Annotated in this window: 12 protein-coding genes; 2 read left to right on the top strand and 10 right to left on the bottom strand. The window is 35.0% G+C overall.

Annotated elements, in window-relative coordinates; all coding sequences use genetic code 11:
• Positions 1-3: 3 nt before the first annotated feature.
• Together ACZ446_RS01055 and ACZ446_RS01050 are read right to left on the bottom strand one after the other, a co-directional pair.
• Positions 4-531 carry a hypothetical protein gene (locus tag ACZ446_RS01055; RefSeq protein ID WP_464393319.1) on the bottom strand — a complete coding sequence of 176 codons (528 nt, stop codon included), beginning with the start codon at positions 529-531 and terminating at the stop codon, positions 4-6.
• 46 nt (positions 532-577) lie between these two features.
• Positions 578-2,848 carry a phosphodiester glycosidase family protein gene (locus tag ACZ446_RS01050; RefSeq protein WP_464393318.1) on the bottom strand — a complete coding sequence of 757 codons (2,271 nt, stop codon included), beginning with the start codon at positions 2,846-2,848 and terminating at the stop codon, positions 578-580.
• Positions 2,849-3,040: 192 nt separating this feature from the next.
• Between ACZ446_RS01050 and ACZ446_RS01045 the strand changes: the two genes are divergently transcribed.
• Positions 3,041-4,678 carry a radical SAM protein gene (locus tag ACZ446_RS01045; protein WP_464393317.1) on the top strand — a complete coding sequence of 546 codons (1,638 nt, stop codon included), beginning with the start codon at positions 3,041-3,043 and terminating at the stop codon, positions 4,676-4,678.
• Between the two features lie 56 nt (positions 4,679-4,734).
• Here ACZ446_RS01045 and galU read toward each other — a convergent pair whose 3' ends face one another.
• The 6 genes from galU to ACZ446_RS01015 all read right to left on the bottom strand — a co-directional run bounded on the left by galU (position 4,735) and on the right by ACZ446_RS01015 (position 12,178).
• Positions 4,735-5,604, bottom strand: a complete 870-nt coding sequence (gene galU, locus ACZ446_RS01040) for a UTP--glucose-1-phosphate uridylyltransferase GalU (protein WP_464393316.1) — start codon at positions 5,602-5,604, stop codon at positions 4,735-4,737.
• A gap of 138 nt (positions 5,605-5,742) precedes the next feature.
• On the bottom strand, positions 5,743-7,488 hold the full coding sequence (locus ACZ446_RS01035; protein WP_464393315.1) for a phospho-sugar mutase: 1,746 nt from the start codon (positions 7,486-7,488) through the stop codon (positions 5,743-5,745).
• 145 nt (positions 7,489-7,633) lie between these two features.
• Complete coding sequence (locus ACZ446_RS01030) at positions 7,634-8,329, bottom strand: hypothetical protein (protein ID WP_464393314.1); 696 nt, start codon at positions 8,327-8,329, stop codon at positions 7,634-7,636.
• A gap of 97 nt (positions 8,330-8,426) precedes the next feature.
• Positions 8,427-10,112 carry an LPS-assembly protein LptD gene (locus ACZ446_RS01025; RefSeq protein ID WP_464393313.1) on the bottom strand — a complete coding sequence of 562 codons (1,686 nt, stop codon included), beginning with the start codon at positions 10,110-10,112 and terminating at the stop codon, positions 8,427-8,429.
• Between the two features lie 70 nt (positions 10,113-10,182).
• The gene (locus tag ACZ446_RS01020) at positions 10,183-11,115 is read right to left on the bottom strand and encodes a hypothetical protein (protein WP_464393312.1); all 933 of its coding nucleotides are present in this window, start codon (positions 11,113-11,115) and stop codon (positions 10,183-10,185) included.
• A 28-nt stretch (positions 11,116-11,143) separates the two neighbouring features.
• The gene (locus tag ACZ446_RS01015) at positions 11,144-12,178 is read right to left on the bottom strand and encodes a hypothetical protein (protein ID WP_464393311.1); all 1,035 of its coding nucleotides are present in this window, start codon (positions 12,176-12,178) and stop codon (positions 11,144-11,146) included.
• Positions 12,179-12,343: 165 nt separating this feature from the next.
• On the opposite strand from ACZ446_RS01015, the gene ACZ446_RS01010 reads away from it, so the two are divergent.
• Entirely contained in the window at positions 12,344-13,036 is a 693-nt protein-coding gene (locus tag ACZ446_RS01010; RefSeq protein WP_464393310.1) for a cytochrome c biogenesis CcdA family protein, read from the top strand.
• Between the two features lie 46 nt (positions 13,037-13,082).
• Here the strand turns inward: ACZ446_RS01010 and ACZ446_RS01005 are convergent, their stop codons facing one another.
• Both ACZ446_RS01005 and ACZ446_RS01000 read right to left on the bottom strand, forming a co-directional pair.
• Positions 13,083-15,092 carry a methyl-accepting chemotaxis protein gene (locus ACZ446_RS01005; protein WP_464393309.1) on the bottom strand — a complete coding sequence of 670 codons (2,010 nt, stop codon included), beginning with the start codon at positions 15,090-15,092 and terminating at the stop codon, positions 13,083-13,085.
• Positions 15,093-15,422: 330 nt separating this feature from the next.
• The gene (locus tag ACZ446_RS01000) at positions 15,423-17,501 is read right to left on the bottom strand and encodes an S-layer homology domain-containing protein (RefSeq protein ID WP_464393308.1); all 2,079 of its coding nucleotides are present in this window, start codon (positions 17,499-17,501) and stop codon (positions 15,423-15,425) included.
• Between the last annotated feature and the right edge of the window lie 17 nt (positions 17,502-17,518).

Raw genomic sequence — 17,518 nt, 5'->3', positions numbered from 1 at the left:
CCCCTAGAGCTTAACTTTTATTCCCAGTTTGATTACGTTATTATCTAAATCCCAGTACTGATTTGCCACACTTAACTGCAGATCACTGCGGGGCCCAATACTGTAGTTTACTCCACCATTGTAATAAGCGTGATCATCTAAGTCGTCATCCATAAAATAATATGTCTGCCAGAAAAAACTTAAATCCTGCCCTAAGGTAGCAGCCGATAATCCTATTCCCTTGCCAAAATCACGGCCGTCAACCTCACTGGTAAGCATCAGATTCAAATCCATTCTGAAGTTTTCTGCCATCAGCATATTTAAACCCATATTGGCGCCAATATAGAAATCATCTCCGTCAAAAGCCAGATTGATTTTTGCCGGATGAATATTATTAATTAAAAATTCTGGTTCCAGCTCAAGTGTGTCAACATCAAGTGAATCACCTGAGATAGAATATGTAACTGAATTTAAATTAGCAGCACTAACTGGAGAAAAAGAAATAACTAAAAATACTGCTGCAATTAGTAAAATGATTGATTTTTTTAACATCTGATTACTCCTTTATTTTGTATTTTATTTAGTATTAAATTAATCATTAATTATTATACTCGTCAACTATTACCCCATTTGAAATTAATCGTTTTTCACTGGGATTGCTCATTGTAAAACCTCGAATAACCATTCTAGCTGAGCCACCACCATCTAGATTAACAGCATCAACAGCACCTAAGTCTTTCAAAATTTGAGCTACTTCCCTTAAAGTCATTCCAACACTAAGATCATTCTGTCTGCCGTCAATAGTTAAAAGCAGAAGGTGGTTAGCTTCAGTTAAGGCGACAGCTGTTCTAGGAGCTCTACCCTGCAGGATATCATTTTGAAATCTTTCTTCCTGACCGTTAATCTCAATTTTGCCATCTTTCAAAAGACGGGGTCCGCCTCCAACCGCATGCATGATATTTTTTCCTCTTAAGTCCGGGGTGAAATTATAATTTAACGCAATCTCTTTATTCTTTAACTCAGGAATCTTATTTCTGATATCTGTTCTTTGAATAGGGAATCTTATTACAAATCCATCAGGTGGAATAGCAGTCTCGACTCCTGCTTCACTTTCTACACCTAAAATTTTACCATCTCTAACTACAATATCATAATGCTGTGCATCTAAAGCTGGCATTCTGGGGCCATAAAAATAGTTAAACAAGATTACTTCTTCTGCTTTAAGCTCTCGGTTAACTCCATCCAGCTTTATTCTGAAATCAAGATTTTTAACCAGCAGTTCCCCCTGCCAGTTAACCTGAGCAAAAGAAATATTGTTTTCCTGATCTACTAAAATAGCACTGCGGTTATACAGAGGCTCACTTACCAGCTCTCCATTTATATAAAGCAGTCCCAGCGGCCTACCGCTGTAGTGAAAATAACCGCCATTAACTCCGGCCAAAGCCTGATGTTTTTTAATTATATCAGCTAAATCTTCGCGCCCGGGAACTATACCCTGGGCTAAAACAGGTTTTAATTTTAAACGATCATTGTTTAAATTATAATCGATGACTGTAATTAATCTTGGGCCAGCCCAGCTCAGCTGCCTAATTTCTTTTAGATGTAGACCCTGAGTTATCCGAGCTGAAAACTTTTCTTCACTATCGATTAAATCATTTAAATTAGCTATTGTTGATCTTTCATAATAATAATTAATTATTTCCCGATAACTGTATTCTGCCTGGGCCAGAGCCACAGTTCCAGTTCTGGATTTGGCAATTTTTCTTAAAGAAAAGTCCTGGTTATAATAAAATTCATTATCTTTGATTAAAACTTCTGCTGCAGATGCTGCGGCAGCTTCTCTAAAAACTGGACTCAAAGAGCTGAAATCTAAATAATTTAAATTCTCCAGTCTGGCCCCCTGAGATTCAAGCTGATATAAAATCGAAGTCCTATAAACCACAGCTTGAGCCTTTAAAGCCTCCACTGGAGCTGCAGGACTGAAATAATTCTGCAGTAAATGAGCAGTTAGTTCTTCAAGATCTGTTTTGTAAGAAAATAATACTGAATTAGCTAAAGGGCCAAACTGGTAACTGCCCTTCATTTCTTTAGAATTTGCTTTAAATTCACCTTCAATTTCAAAAACATAGGCTTCTACCAGCTTTTCACCAGCCTGATTATAGAGTATTAAACCCTCTCTATCAGAAATGGAATCTAACTTACTTTCTGGTTCAACTTCTACCTTATTTTCTGGTTCAGCTTCCGCATTATTTTCAAATTTGGCTTCTGTTTCTTTAACTGCAGGCTGCTCTTTTTCTATAATTTTAAATTCTCGCGGCCAGCCTTTATAACCCTCAGCTTCCAGCTCCTGCTGCAGTTTTTCTGCCTGAATCCTTTCCGGATAAAAACCAGCAATAACCTTAAAAAGCTGATCTTCTTCGATAATTCTTAACTCTGCTTTGACCACACCAGCTGTCTCTTTTTTAAATGCTGCAGCCTTTTCCTCAGTTGAACTGGCCATAATCTGAATTCCCCAGCCTGATTTAGGCTTTTCTGGAACATTTTCACTTTCCGAAGCAGTCTGATCTTCCAATGGCTTTTCTGCTGTCGGCGGCTTAATTTCTTTTTGACTGATAATATATTTCTTTCCACTTTCTAAGTTCAGCTCTTTACCATCTGCAGCTGCTAAAGTCGTGTCCTGACCTGCTGTTATTTCTATTTCTTCTGCAGGCTCAAAAATCGGGATAGTAATTACCCCCTCACTTTTAACAAAATCGATTAAATTAGCCTTAAAAAATTCAGCTGAAATAGGAGAGCTTAAACTTAAAAGCACGATAAAAATGAATAAAATTGTATATGAAATCTTTTTTAATTTCTGCAAGGTTTTCATCTCCATTAATAAAAGATTTAAAATTTTTCCTTACTTATATATATTTAATCTCAAAGGCCTAAATCCTGCCTGAAAAAGCATTTATTTAGCTATTTTTTTAATAAAAGCAGTTTATGTTATAATATATTTAGCAGAAGCTTAAATAAATTGCTCAAAATAGATTATATAACTTTTTCAAGAAAGGATTTTAATATGAAAAATAGCAACATAAAAATAACTATAATCGACGGCTATTTAGATGAACCTTCCTGTCTGGGAGTACCTCCCTATATCTCACCACATATTCGCTACCTCTGGGGAGCACTTTTAGAAGCAGGAATTAGCCCTGATAATTTAAATTATATCACAATTGACCAACTGCGTCAGAACAAAAATGACAAATTAGAAAAAATGGAGTCTCTGGATATTGTTATTTTACTGGCCGGAACTACAGTTCCAGGCCATTATCTGGGCGGACAGCCAGCTTCGGCAGCTGAAATCAAAGAAATCGGAAAAAAATTATTTTATCCAACTAAGGTTTTAGCCGGACCAATTACTTTAATAAAGAAAATGAGAGAAAGGTTTGAGGCAGATTACGATATCATTGCTGCTGAAGTTGCAGCTCTTGATCTTTATCAGCGTCTGGAGTCAGTAGAAATAACTGCAGCTGAAAGAAATGATTATATTAACAAATTTGCTGTCAGAGGAGCTCCAGTTGTTGAAAAACATCCTAACTATCCCAACCTAATTGCAGAACTAGAAACTTTTAGAGGCTGCCCCAGAGTTAGCCACTGCAGCTTCTGCAGTGAAAGACTTAAAAAAGTCATATATTCCAGACAGCCGGAAGCAATAAGCTCTGAAGTTAAAGCACTAGCTGCAGCCGGACTGCACCACTACAGACTCGGCAGCCAAACTGACCTGCTGCTCTATGGTGCCCGGAGAAAAAGCAATAACTTCATTTTAAACCCTTCTCAGATCAGGGAACTTTATCGTGGAATCCGAGAAGTTGATCCCGAACTTAAGGTTCTACATATGGACAATATGAATCCGGCTGAAATAGCAAGACACCCCGAGCAGGCTGCTGAAATAATTGAAACAATCTCCAAATACAATACTCCTGGTGATACCGCAGCCTTTGGGCTGGAATCTGCTGACCCACTTGTTTTAGAAAAAAATAACATTGACAGCACAGCCGAAGAAAATTACTTTGCAATTAAGCTGATGAATGAAATTGGCGGCAAACGCCAGGACGAAGTTCCTAAGCTGCTGCCGGGATTAAACTTTCTTCACGGTCTAATTGGCGAAAGAAAAGAAACCCTAAACCATAATTTTCAATTCCTCAAAAAACTGCTGCGGGATGATTTAATGCTCCGAAGAATCAATATCCGCCAGGTTGTTCGTCTGGGAAGTTATCCCGAGATTAAATACAGCCAGGGAGAATTTAAAAAATACAAAGAAAAAGTGAACCAGGAAATTAATCAGCAGATGCTGAAAAGAGTCTTTCCGACCGGAGTTGTTTTAAAGGATCTTTATTCAGAAAAAAAGAAAGGAAGCCTAAATTACTGCAGACAGCTGGGGACTTACCCAATTTTAACAGCAGTTATTGACCAGGATGATGACTTTTTTGAGCAGGTCAAAGTTATAGATCACGGCTATCGATCAATTACCGCCCTCAAATGGCCAAAAAAGGTCCATGAGTACAGCAAAAAAGAATTAGAATCAATACCAGGTATTGGCAGCAAGAGAGCTTCCCGTATTATTTTAGAAAAACCTGAAACTAAAACTGAACTGGCAAAGCTTCTGGGGGACAATTTTGAAAGAAAGATATTCGACCAGTTCTTTAAGTTCTAAAAATTTATTAGACTAAAGGCTGTAAAAATAATATGATTAACTAGGCCACTTGTTAATTAAAGATCTTTGGCTATTCCTTTCAGATATTCTCTGAATTCTGGCCCTAGATCTTCGCGGTCTAATGCCAGCTCGACTGTTGTCTTCAGAAAACCCATTTTATTACCGATATCATAGCGCTTACCTTCAAAATCATATCCATAAACAGCGCGTTTATCAAGTAAGGTTTTTAAAGCATCAGTCAGCTGTATTTCTCCACCTTTACCCGGAGGAGTATTTTCTAGTATTTCAAAAATATCAGGTGTGATTATATAGCGGCCTAAAATAGCCAGTTCAGATGGAGCTTCAGCCAGAGCTGGCTTTTCTATCAGATCTTTAACCTTATAAATATCGCCCTCTTTTTGACTGAAATCTACAATTCCATATTTGTTAACGTCTTTTTTAGCAACAGTCTGACAGCCTAAAATGGCTGTTTCTTTTTCTTCATAAACCTCTATCATCTGCTTTATCACAGGCTCAGTAGAGTTAATAATATCATCACCTAATAAAACTGCAAATGGCTCATCACCAATAAAACTTTTAGCACAGTGGATTGCATGCCCCAATCCTTTCTGCTCTTTCTGCCTGACTGCATGAATGGTAATCATTTGCGATATATCCTGTACTTCCTGCAGTAGTTCAGTTTTACCCTGTTTTTCTAGGGCAAGTTCTAAGGCCTGAGATTTATCAAAATGATCTTCAATACTCTGCTTATTTTTTGAGGTAATTATCAATATATCTTCAACTCCTGCTGCAACTGCCTCTTCAACCATATACTGAATAGCTGGTTTATCAACTATAGGCAGCATTTCTTTGGGCTGAGCTTTAGTAGCAGGTAACAATCTGGTACCCCAACCTGCGGCAGGGATTACTGCTTTTTTAACTTTCATTATATCACTCCTAAATTTTTTTATTATCAATTTTATTATAACATTTATTTAAAAGAATGTTAAAAAGAGAGGCCGCAGAGCCTCTCTTTGATTAAGTATAAAATATTTGCTTTTAAATTAATAACTTAACTTTTCAAACTAAACATTATCCATTATTTCGTCCATCTGAGCAATAACTTTTTCTTTGAACTCAGCCAGTTTCTTTTCTGCAGCTGCCTGATCTTTATCTTTAACAGCAAAATAGAATTTTAACTTGGGTTCAGTTCCAGATGGTCTAATTGTTAGTTTAGAATTGCCTTCAAGCACATACTGCAGCACATTAGACTTTGGCAGTTTGAGCTCTTCTTCCCTATCTTCTTTAAGATAAGAAATCTTAGATTCCTTATAATCTCTAGCAATTTCAACATTATAGCCCGCAATCTGTTCCGGACTCTTTTCTCTTAAGTGGGCAATCGTTTTGGTTATAATCTCCTGGCCTTCCTTACCCTCAAGCCTGATTGAGTGCAGGTCCTCTAAATAATAACCATATTCTTCTCTCAGTTCAGCCAGTCTATCAATCAGAGTTATTCCCTCTTCCTTATACTTTAAGGCCATAATGGCAGCCAGACCAGCTGCAACAGCCGCATCTTTATCTCGGGCATATTTACCAATTAAATAGCCCAGACTTTCTTCAAAGCCTAAAATAAATTCTTTATCCCCTGATTCCTCGTATTCATTCATCTTTTCTCCGATAAATTTAAAACCGGTTAAAACATCCTGAACCTCTACTCCATAATCAGCAGCAACATCAGCTACCATATCGGTAGATACTATAGATTTTACAATTACCCCATTCTCTCCTAAAGTACCTGCTTCTTTTTTAGTTTTTAAAAGATAATCTGCAAATAAAACCCCAGCTTCATTACCATTTAAAAACTGATAGTTACCATCGGCATCTTTGACAGCAGGTGCCATTCGGTCACAGTCAGGATCAGTAGCAATAATCAAATCTGCATCCTTTTTTTCAGCAAGTTCTAAAGCGAGTTTGAAGGCATCCCGGTCTTCAGGATTAGGACTTTCCACAGTTGAAAAATCAGAATCTCCATCTGCCTGTTCTTCCACAACATGCAGATTAGAAAAACCCAAATCACTTAAAAGTTGAGGCACAACAGTACTTCCGGTTCCATGCAGAGGAGTATAAACAACTGATAAGTCACTACCCTTTTCAGCAGCAAGTTCAGTCTCTGGTAAAACTCTCCTTAAAGTTTTTTGGTAACTTGTATCAACTTCACTACCAATATAATTTAAAAGACCCTGGTTAACTGCTTCCATTTCGTCCATTGTTTTAACAATAGAAAAATCATCTATTTCTTCAATTTCTGCAATAATATCTCTCGCCTGCTCAGGTACAACCTGACCGCCATCTTCCCAGTAAAGCTTATAGCCATTGTATTCTGGTGGGTTGTGGCTGGCAGTAATAACTATTCCTCCTACAGCATCAAGTTCTCTAACTGCAAAAGAAAGTTCCGGAGTTGCTCTCATTCCTGTAAATAAATATGTTTTAATTCCATTAGCGGCTAAAACTAAAGCTGCCTCTAAAGAAAATTCTGGTGAATTATGTCTGGAATCATAAGCAATAACAATTCCTTTATCCTGTCCATTCTCACTATAATTAATTATATAATTTGCCAGTCCCTGTGTAGCTTTGCGAACTACATATTTATTAATTCTATTGGTACCGGCTCCCATTTTACCTCTCATTCCACCTGTTCCAAATTCTAAATTTTTATAAAAACGATCTTCAATTTCTGTTTCGTTATCCTTAATAGCTTCTAATTCTTCTTTGGTTTCTTGGTCAAAATAATCACTTACAAGCCAATCACGATATTTGGACATATAACTCAAAATTGATCAACTCCTTTGTTGATTAACACTGCTAAATTATTATTCTACTCATTGAAAATATTATATCACAAATAGTTTTTTTTATAAAGTTTTTGCAGAAATCAAGGCTCTTTTTCAGCATCATTATTAAGAAAATTGTGATATTTTAGAGTTTGTATTTAAAGTTTAGTGAGATCTTACGTCCATCTTTATCAGAACGGCTCGAGTCATTATCGTTTCGCTGCCAGTCATACTGTATTTTACTGTTTAATTCTAAATCCTGACTCAGCTTCCAGCCCCACTTTAAAGCTATCCGTTCCCGCTGGTAGTCAGAATCAGGACTCAGCTCATATTTAGTCCACTGTTTCTGTAAAATAAGCTCGTAATCATGGATCTTATTTCTTTTATACTGCAGAGTATACTGCAGGCGAGCCAGCTGATAATCCTTATAATCATAATTCTCTTCCAGATAATCTTTATCTCTAACCAGAACTTTAAATCTGTTGCGGAACTTCTCGTTTAAATAAAAGGTATAATTGGCTTCCGTTTCTAAATTAAGACTGTTGTAGCTCTGGCTCTGTTCATAAATTTTTTCCTGCCGCTGCACTTTAAAATAGTAGTATTCGCCAACAGCCAGCTGCTGTCTGTATTTCAACCACTGCTTATCATAGCGGTAATAATCTAAAGGATCATCATTTTCCCAGTCACCAGGATCCGTATAGAGTCGATCACCATTTTCAATACTTCCGCTTATTTCAGGCTGATAGCTTTTAGCCAACACTGAAGAAGTTAAAATTGAAAGAATTAATAAGACTGAAATAAAAAAGAAAGTTAAGTTTAAATCAATTGTGTTCTTTTTCACAAAAATCACCCTTTCTTTTTTAAGTTCACGACCTGTAAAGAAAGTCCTCTATTTTTAAGTGATTTTTATGAAATATTTTTAATTATTTCCAGAAATATTAAATTTCAAAACCAAAGCTGATGCTTTCATCTACAAATTCATAGTTAAGATAAAAACTGTAGCAGTCTTCATTCTGACTAAACTTTAAGTTGATCTCATCCCAGTCTTCTAAATCCAAATCATAGGCTGCATTAGCTGAAATACTATAAGATGACTGTTCTAAATCACGATCAATATTTAAACTCAAAGCAGGTTTGATAAATCGATCCTGATCTTCTCTATCATCAGGCAGTGGGCTTTTGCCCCAGGGATAATTTTTCTCAAAAAAGAGAGAGGAATTCAGTCTCATTTTTTGATTTAAGCGTTTATTGTATCTAAGCCCCGTATTTAAGGTAGTATAATGATAATTATAGTCATAAGAGCTGCGGTAATGATCCAGAAGGTAAGTGTAGCGCAAATGATAGGAAAGTCCCGCACCTAAGGCATAAGAAGAATTATAGCTTAAATTAATTCTTTCTTTATTCAGTTCTACCCCCTCATTTTCTACCCGACCAGTACCGATAGTTGTTCTGATTCCCATCAGCGGTGGTAAATTGAGAGTAAGATAAGGATAATAGTTATAACTTTCTCCATCAATATATTTTAGATTCCAGTTGATTGAGTTTTGATTATAGGACATTAAATACCTTTCCTTTACCCGCTCCCAGTCAAAATTATATTCCTGCCTGAAGCTGGTATTTAAACCATTACTAAAACGGTAGCGCCCTGTAAATAAATATCTGTTTTCATTATCTTCAGCCATGAGGTCTCGTCCAATTCCAGCTTCAATTGCATAATGACCCGCATTATATTCTAAAGAACTAAATATTTCTTCCTCATGATCATCTAGCTCTTCATCGTCAAGGTCATAGTTATATAAATAATCGTAGCGGTTTTTAAAGGTCAACCTTTCTGTCAACTGGTGGTTATTTGTAAAACGTCTGAATTCATATCTGTCATAATCTCTACCCTCTGTTAAATAGTAAATTTCGCCACTGTTTCGCTCACTCAACTGATAAGGATAATTGAGTTCAGCAGTAATTCCCCGGTCACTGTCATAACCGATCTTAGGCAGTGGATATGTGCTTTTTAAAGGTTTCTCTTCATCGTCAGGGTCGTATGTAGCTGAATAATAAGGCAGGTAGAAAACTGGTATTTTCCAGACATAGGGAACTATATGAAAAATATCGAGGGTTCCATCTTCATTAATTTTAATTTCTTTAGCCTTATAATGATAATGCGGCTCTTCTCTAATACAGGGAGTAAAGCTAGCAGAATCTATTTCTGCTTCTACGGGAGAAACTGAAAGTATTTTTAAAGTTTTACCGGAAAAATTTAATTCCCCCAAACTTCCTTCCGCACCATAAAGTTCTCCTTCTTCAGTTTCATAATTATAGGTTAAGCTATCTCCATAAAGGTCATTTTTATCAGAGTGAATTATAACTTTACCAGCTGACTTAACTGTTTTAGTATTTGTATTAACTGTCATTTTATCTGACTTAACCTCAAAATCAGAAGACTTAAATAATGCATTACCTTCAAAGATTACCATCCCTGCTGCTTCCATAAAAGTGATTTGATCAGCAGTTAGAATATAGTTATCTCCCGGCCCTTCTGCAGCTGAGACAGGAACTGCAGAGAAAATAAAAATTAGGCAGAAGAGACTTATTAAATTTAATTTATTTTCTAAAATATTATTTAGCACAATAATTCTCCTAATTAACTTTTAAAACCTGCCCAAGTTAACAGCTCAGGGCAGGTTAATAATTAAAAATTTATTTAATAACTATTCCAGATAGTTCTTTAGCTTCAGTTACCTGAATATACATTTCAGAACCCGCAGGTATTTCTTCTTCTTTACCTTCTACAAAATAACCTGCAACTACTCCTGGCAAACCAAGGATAGCTGTACCTAATACACTGGCTCCAATTGCAAACTTCTGACTTTCATTTTCCTCCTGGGCTTCTTCCTGAATGGCAACAGCTAAATCGGTACCATCTATTGTTTCCAGCTGAGGAAAACCGATTTTGATATCTCCATCCTTACCCATTTTCCCGGCTTCTTCTATTTTAGTAATTTCTAACTGGCCTCTGGTACCCCTGGGAATAATCAAAGTATTTTTAACTTTGATATCTTCCAGAACTCTGTAGGAAACTTTTTCTCCCCGCCGAGCAGTGTTAGAGTTTATCTTATCCAATAACTCTACCCTAATCAGCTGATTATTTCTAGTTTCAACTTTTTGAATCGGCATTTCCTGACCCTTAATTGTTAAATTATATAATTCTTCAATCCTGGTTTTAATTGGGCCTTCGTTTACTTCACCGGTTACCATTTCTTCCAGGTTATCTAATCGCTGAACTAGATTTCCACCCGCAAGCTCTCCTCTAATTGACCATTCTATGGTGTTGTATAAAAAAACGAGTGAAGGAGATTTTTCAGATGTAATTAAAAAATCATCAATTAATTTTTCTGTACGCTCTACAATTGAACCTGATTGTTTGGCATTATAAACTGTCTGTTCCACATCATCGACTCTAGTCAAGATAGGTTTCTCAGAAACAGAACCATAAAGAATTTTTTCTATTTCTGCCAGCTCTTTCAGAGGAATAATACCTGCTGCCTGAACAGAATTAAATTTCAAAAAAGGTGTAAAAACTAAAACTGCTAATACAAAAATACTGATTATCTTTCTAATTTTTAATGACAAAGACCTACACCATCCTTATTTATATTTATTAAAAGTTAATTTCGAAAGAAGCTCTAACTTTTTGTTCTGCCTCTTCCTCACCTTCAGCCTCAATTCTCTCATAACCCAGATTCAAATCATAATCTTCGCTAATATTTACCCCCAAACCTAAGTCCCAGGCTGTTTTCTGCTGACTTAAATCATCAGCTAACTGATTTAAATCAAGTAATTTATAAGAAGCACTAAAGGTTGCTAAATTATTGAAGTCAAAATCTAAGCCAGTTACTCTTTGAGTAATATCATCTGCAGTATCGATCTGATAACGGGCTCTAATTGAAGAACCTTCCGGGTAACTATATTCTACTCCGAAAACTGTTGAATCCCCAGCCAGCTCCCAGTCCTCATCGTAATAACTACCAAATTCATTATTATCGATAAAATCAGCTGACAAAGTAACTCGATCATTACTCCTATAAGCTACACCAAGACTGCGGCTGCTCTCCAGTTCATTTTGATAAACCTTCCGCACATTATTATTAGCTGCTGCCGGGTTATCATTTTCTGGAATTAAGTTTTCAGAAGTATTATCGTCAGTTGCAGAATCACCGTCACTATCATTTGTAGGTGGCTCTTCAGCTGAAACTGTATTACTCTGAACATCCCACCATTCTTCATTTAAAATAGAATACCCAGCTCTAATCAAGGTTCTGGAGTTGAGAGCATATTCTAATTGGAAATCAGCTGCTGTTTCTAGCTTTTCGTCTTCTTCTTTAGAATAATCTGCGTCGAAAGTTAAATCGTTTAAAATATTTAACTGCTGAGAATTATTAAGTGTTGACTCTGTTAACGAGAAGTCTTCACCCTCAAAAGTTAATTGATCTAGTTCCTGATCTTCTGAACTATCAAACTGTGAAGCAATACCGAGTAGTTCTTCTCTTGCAGATTGAGAAAAACTCTTCTCCTGAGACAGGCCAAGATCTTCTAAACTTGTCTCTTCAGTATTTAATTGATCATTTTCTTGAGCAAAAACATTGAATGAAACCAAGAGCAGCAAAACAATTAATAAAGAAATTACTTTTTTCATCTCTACCTGCCTCCTTTCTAAATCTAATTACACACTTTAATTATAACAGATATCTATTCAATAATCCAGACAGCAGCAAGAATATTTTAGATTGTAGTTTTTAAATATTATACAAGAGTAATTAACTATGTTATAATTAAAGAAATATAGAAAAGGAGTGATCAAATGGCGGTTGAAGTCTCTTTGATAGCTGCACTTTCAGCAGGATTACTTTCTTTTTTCTCACCCTGCATCTTGCCTCTAATTCCCACTTATTTATCATATCTGCTGGGGGATTATGCTAAAGCTAAGAAAAAAGAGAGAAATCTCTCTTTAATAATTAGATCAGTTAGTTTTATTTTAGGATTTACAGTTATTTTTGTGCTGCTGGGTTTATCAGCAACCTTTTTGGGTAAGTTTTTAATTCAAAATCAAAGTCTTTTAACAACAGTTGGTGGAGTAATCATTATTATTTTTGGGCTTCACCTAACCGGTATTTTTGAAATAAGTTATTTTTATAGAGAAAAGAAATTTGAGCTACCAGGTTATCTGAAAGGAAATTTAAAGGCTTTTGTGATGGGGATTGTTCTTGCTTTAGGCTGGACACCCTGTATTGGCCCTATTCTAAGTTCGATCTTAATTGCAGCCAGCAGCAGAGCTAATATAGCAGAAGGTGGGATGCTCTTATTCTTTTATGCAGTCGGTATGGCAGTCCCATTTTTTTTGACAGCAGTATTTATGGATTATCTATTACCTAAGTTTAAAGCTTTTAATAAATACTTGCCTGTAGTGAATAAAATAACTGGTACACTTTTAATTATCTTTGGTTTAATGATGATCACAGGATATCTGGAAGTATTAAACAGGATGCTTTTGTAAAAGGAAAAACATGACCCTCAAATGAGAGGGTCATGTTTTTTATCTATTATAAATCAAACTTTTCAATTAAGTTTTCTAAATTCTCAGCTCTTCCGGATAGTTCATCAGCAATTGAAGAAACCTCATCAACAGATGCACTCTGTTCTTCACTCGCAGCTGCAACTTCTTCAGCTGAAGCAGAAGTCTCTTCGGAAATACCTGCAATATTCTGGGCATTTTCTGCTATCTCTTTACTAAAATCATTTGTTTTTGTCACAATTTCTGCAGAACGTTCCATGCCCTCACTAATATTCTTCAGTGTTTTTCTAATTTCACTGAAAGTTGTATTAGCTGATTCTACAAGTTCTTCACCGTTTAAAATTTCTTTTTCACTGACTTTCATTTCACTACCAGCAGATTCTGTTGTTTTAGAAACTTCATTAATTAATTTTTTAATCTTTTCTGCTGAAGCAGAAGACTCTTCAGCCAAGTCTCTAATTTCATCTGCAACTACAGAAAAGCCTCTTCCCGCTTCTCCGGCTCTAGCGGCTTCAATAGCAGCATTCAAAGCCAGAAGATTTGTCTGATCAGCGATATTATCTATAATATCAATGATACTACCAATTTCTTGAGATACTGATTCTAACTCTCTAATATCAGCACCAACCTCACGCACAGAATTTACAATTTCCTGCATCTGCTTGCTTAACTCATTCATCTTTTTAAATCCATCTTCAGTTACCTGGTTCATATCATCTGTCATCTCTACAACCTGATTATTATTTTCTTCTAGATTTTCTATACCCTCAGACAGCTGCTGTATACTTAGAGAAACATTTTCAACACTCTTTGCCTGCTCGTCAGCACCCAGAGCAACTTCCTGAATTGAAACGGCTACCTGGTTTGAAGTATTTCCTACTTCCCTTGAACTTTCCTCTAAATGGTTAGAAGTTTTTGAAACCTCGTCAGAAGTTTCTTTGATATTTAAAACAAGGTTCTTTAAATCCCTAACCATCTGATTAAAAATGCTGGCAAGATTGCCCAGTTCGTCTTCACGTTTAACGTCTAATTCTAAATTTAGTTCACCATTAGAAACTTTCTGCATTTGATTACCATAGTTTAAAATTGGGCTAACAATACTTTTGCGAATATAAACTGCTATAATCAAAATCAAAATTACCAGAATGATTAAAGCCATGATAATGATCTGCCGTAATATTTCACGGTTAGCACTATAGGCTTCAGAAAGTGGTATCTGAGCAAACACTGATGCATTAACATTTGGTATAGGGACATAAGAAGCTAATTTTTCTTCGCCAGCCTCTTCATATTCTAAATAGCCACTTTCACCAGCAAGGGCTTTATCTAGATTCATATCTTGAGTTAGATCACGACGTTCAGAAACAAATTCCTGGTTTGGATGGGCTAAAATTTTACCTTCACCATCTATCATAAACGCATATCCATTTTCTCCAACTTTTGTTGACGAAATTAACTCGCTAATTACCTTTAATGATATATCTCCAGCTGCTACTCCAATTAATCTACCATTAACTTCTACTTTTTTAGCTGCTGAAATAATAATTTCTCCACTACCTGCATCAACATAAGGATCAGTCCAGACTACCCCATCGGAATTTAGTGCATTTTGATACCATGGTCTTTCTCTTGGGTCATAACCTTCAGGTAATGTTTGCTCTGGCCGTATATGAATACTCCCATGAGCTGTACCTAAATAGACACTTTTAAACTGACCATAATTAGATAGTAAATTGTCAAAAAGGTCTTTCATTTCCCTGGTATTAGATCTCCGGATAGAATTTTGTTGAGAAGCAAGTTCTATCACAGAAGCTGAATTTTCTAAAAAAGCATTAACTTCTGAACTTAGAACAGAAGCAATTCCATAGTTTCTTTCTCTAGCCAGCTCAGAAATTTTATCTGAAGCTGTATTATTAATTAAATATCCTAAAACAAACATCCCAACAACAATAACAATGGTAATTATAGTAATTATTTTTATGCTTAAGCTTTTTTTAAAAGAGATACTGTCAAAAAATCCACTACTTTCTTTCCCCATATCTATCACCTTAGTTTTTATATTTCTACTAAAAAAATTTTTCCAATTGCTAAAACTATCAATTTTATTTAATAATTACTTCGAATATCTTAAATTAATCTGTTAAATTTATAGCTTTTGTCCCTCCTCTTAACCGAAATTTCAAGATTGAAAAATAATATTTTAAAAAGCTTGTAGTTGAATTATATTATATTTGACCCCTTCATTGCAATAGTATAGTGATATTTACTTTATCTAACATAAAAACCCCTTTTTGATAGACAGATTTTTGTTATTTAATCTGACTACCAGAAGGGGCCCATATCATTTTTAGAATCCTAATTTTATATTTTAAAAACTTACTATCAGTGAGCTTTCCAACATTGAAGAAACTGCATCCACATCATAACCCTGACTATTATCTTGAATATATTCTGCATTTGAATCCACTATGCGTCCTGTAAGATTCCATTTAATATTCTCTCTCAGTTTTTTATCTATAAATGCTTCCAGATAATTATATCCATTCGAAAGCTCAGAATCATATTCTGTTCCATTATTGATTAGATTAGACTCCCAATCTGCATGCTTATGAACAATCTTTGCTCCAAATATGGTACTTTCATTCCACTGGTAAATAGTTTTTAAAATAACTGTTAACTGATCAAAGCCATCAAAAAAGTTATCATTTTTTTCATATTCAGCTGCAGCGGAATTGATGAATTTATCATATTGATGGGCCAGAGAAATAGAGAAAAGCTCTTTAGCTTCTGGCTCAACACCAGCTGCAAAAATCAAATCACCATAAACTTTATCCCATTCACTACCAGGTTTGATATATGAATATGCTGAATTAAGTTTCAAATTATCTCTCAGCTGATAATCAGTAGAAATACCGAATAGATCAAAATCGTAAGGGGCTTCTAAATCTGCTTCCACTGCAAAAAATTCTTTGCCAACCCGTTGATAATTAGGTTTTAAAGAAAATTTATCATTGATTTTCCAATCTCCTTCTAAATTGAGATAAAAATCTTCACCTTTATTATCATCTAGCAAGTAATTTAAGCCTACAAAATATAAATCAAAATCTGGTGATCTACCAAAAAATGTTGCTGTTGATAGTTTATTTAAATCCCAACTGTTATAAACTAATTCTCCATTTAAAGCAAAAGAATTATTGACTGGAATATCTTCAACTAGTAATGATAAATTGCTAATATTCATTCCCTCAAATCGCATTTGATTAAAACTAGGGATATAGTTTATAGAATTAATTCTTTTTTCGGCTGTTAAAGAGTAAACATCAACAAGATTAGATTCAAAACCACTTAAATCTTTAATGATAGGCAGTTCTGTTCCAGCAGCTAAGAATTCCCATTCTGTATCTTTATATTCTCTTCTATATTCTAAACCTTCTAAATCATTTTCATCTAAGAAATAACTCTTAACTTGATAATCATCTAAATCACCAATTCTAAAATAGTTTTCTTGATAATTCAATGACAATAGGGCTTTATCCATTAAAAATGAATTTTGATCTGCAGGATTATAACCTGGTATAACAGTATTTGCATCAGCAAAGATATTTGTTATAGTATTTAATTCTAATTCAAAACTACCAAAAGGTTGATTTCCACTAATTAAAAGATCATATTCCTGCCAGAATTTCCGCTGTGTAGGAAAATCATCAATATCATCACTTTTTTCAAAATCATCAATTTTTAAAGAAAAAACACCAAAATTATTATAATCATTATATTTAAAGAATCTATATAATATTTCTGAATAATCCATATCAGTAAACCCTGGTACTGGTTCCAGATCTAAAACCTCTTCATCTGTCCAGGCAAAAAGTGCTAGAGCTCTTTCGTCTGGATCAGATGGATAATCTGTTGTTTCGAAATAAGTTCCAGTTTCTAAATTAAACTCAATCTTATCTTCTGGTATTTTTAATTCTGCTATTTTATTTTTTATTGCCTCGATATCATTTGACAGTATAGAATAATCTGCTGCTAAAACCTCTAACTCAGATCTATACTCAATAGTTAATGCAGCAATCAAAAATTTTATTTCTTTTAGCTGTTCTGAACTAAATTCTTGCCTCTGCCCTGTATTTTTTTGAATTAATGATTTTATTAATTCTTCAGTCTGTAAAACCTGATTTTCTGTTAAAGTAGAACTATAATTTTCTACTTTTTGATTAAGATTATTATGTATTCGACTGATAATTACTGCCATTTCATAGCGGCTAAGCTTATTTTCTCCATTAAAATAGCCATCTGGATAGCCCTCTACTATCCCTAGTTCTGATAAACTACTAACAGCCTTATAAGCCCAGTGATCAGAATTTAAGTCTTCATACTCAGCAGCTGCATTAAGACTAAGTATGAGTAATAAGAGTAATGTGATAAAAATAATGTTTTTCTTCAATATTATCCCCCCCAAAA

It is taken from the genome of Halanaerobium sehlinense (genome assembly GCF_055379485.1).
The sequence above is the reverse complement of the archived record's forward strand: the minus strand, read 5'-3'. Positions and strand labels throughout refer to the sequence as shown.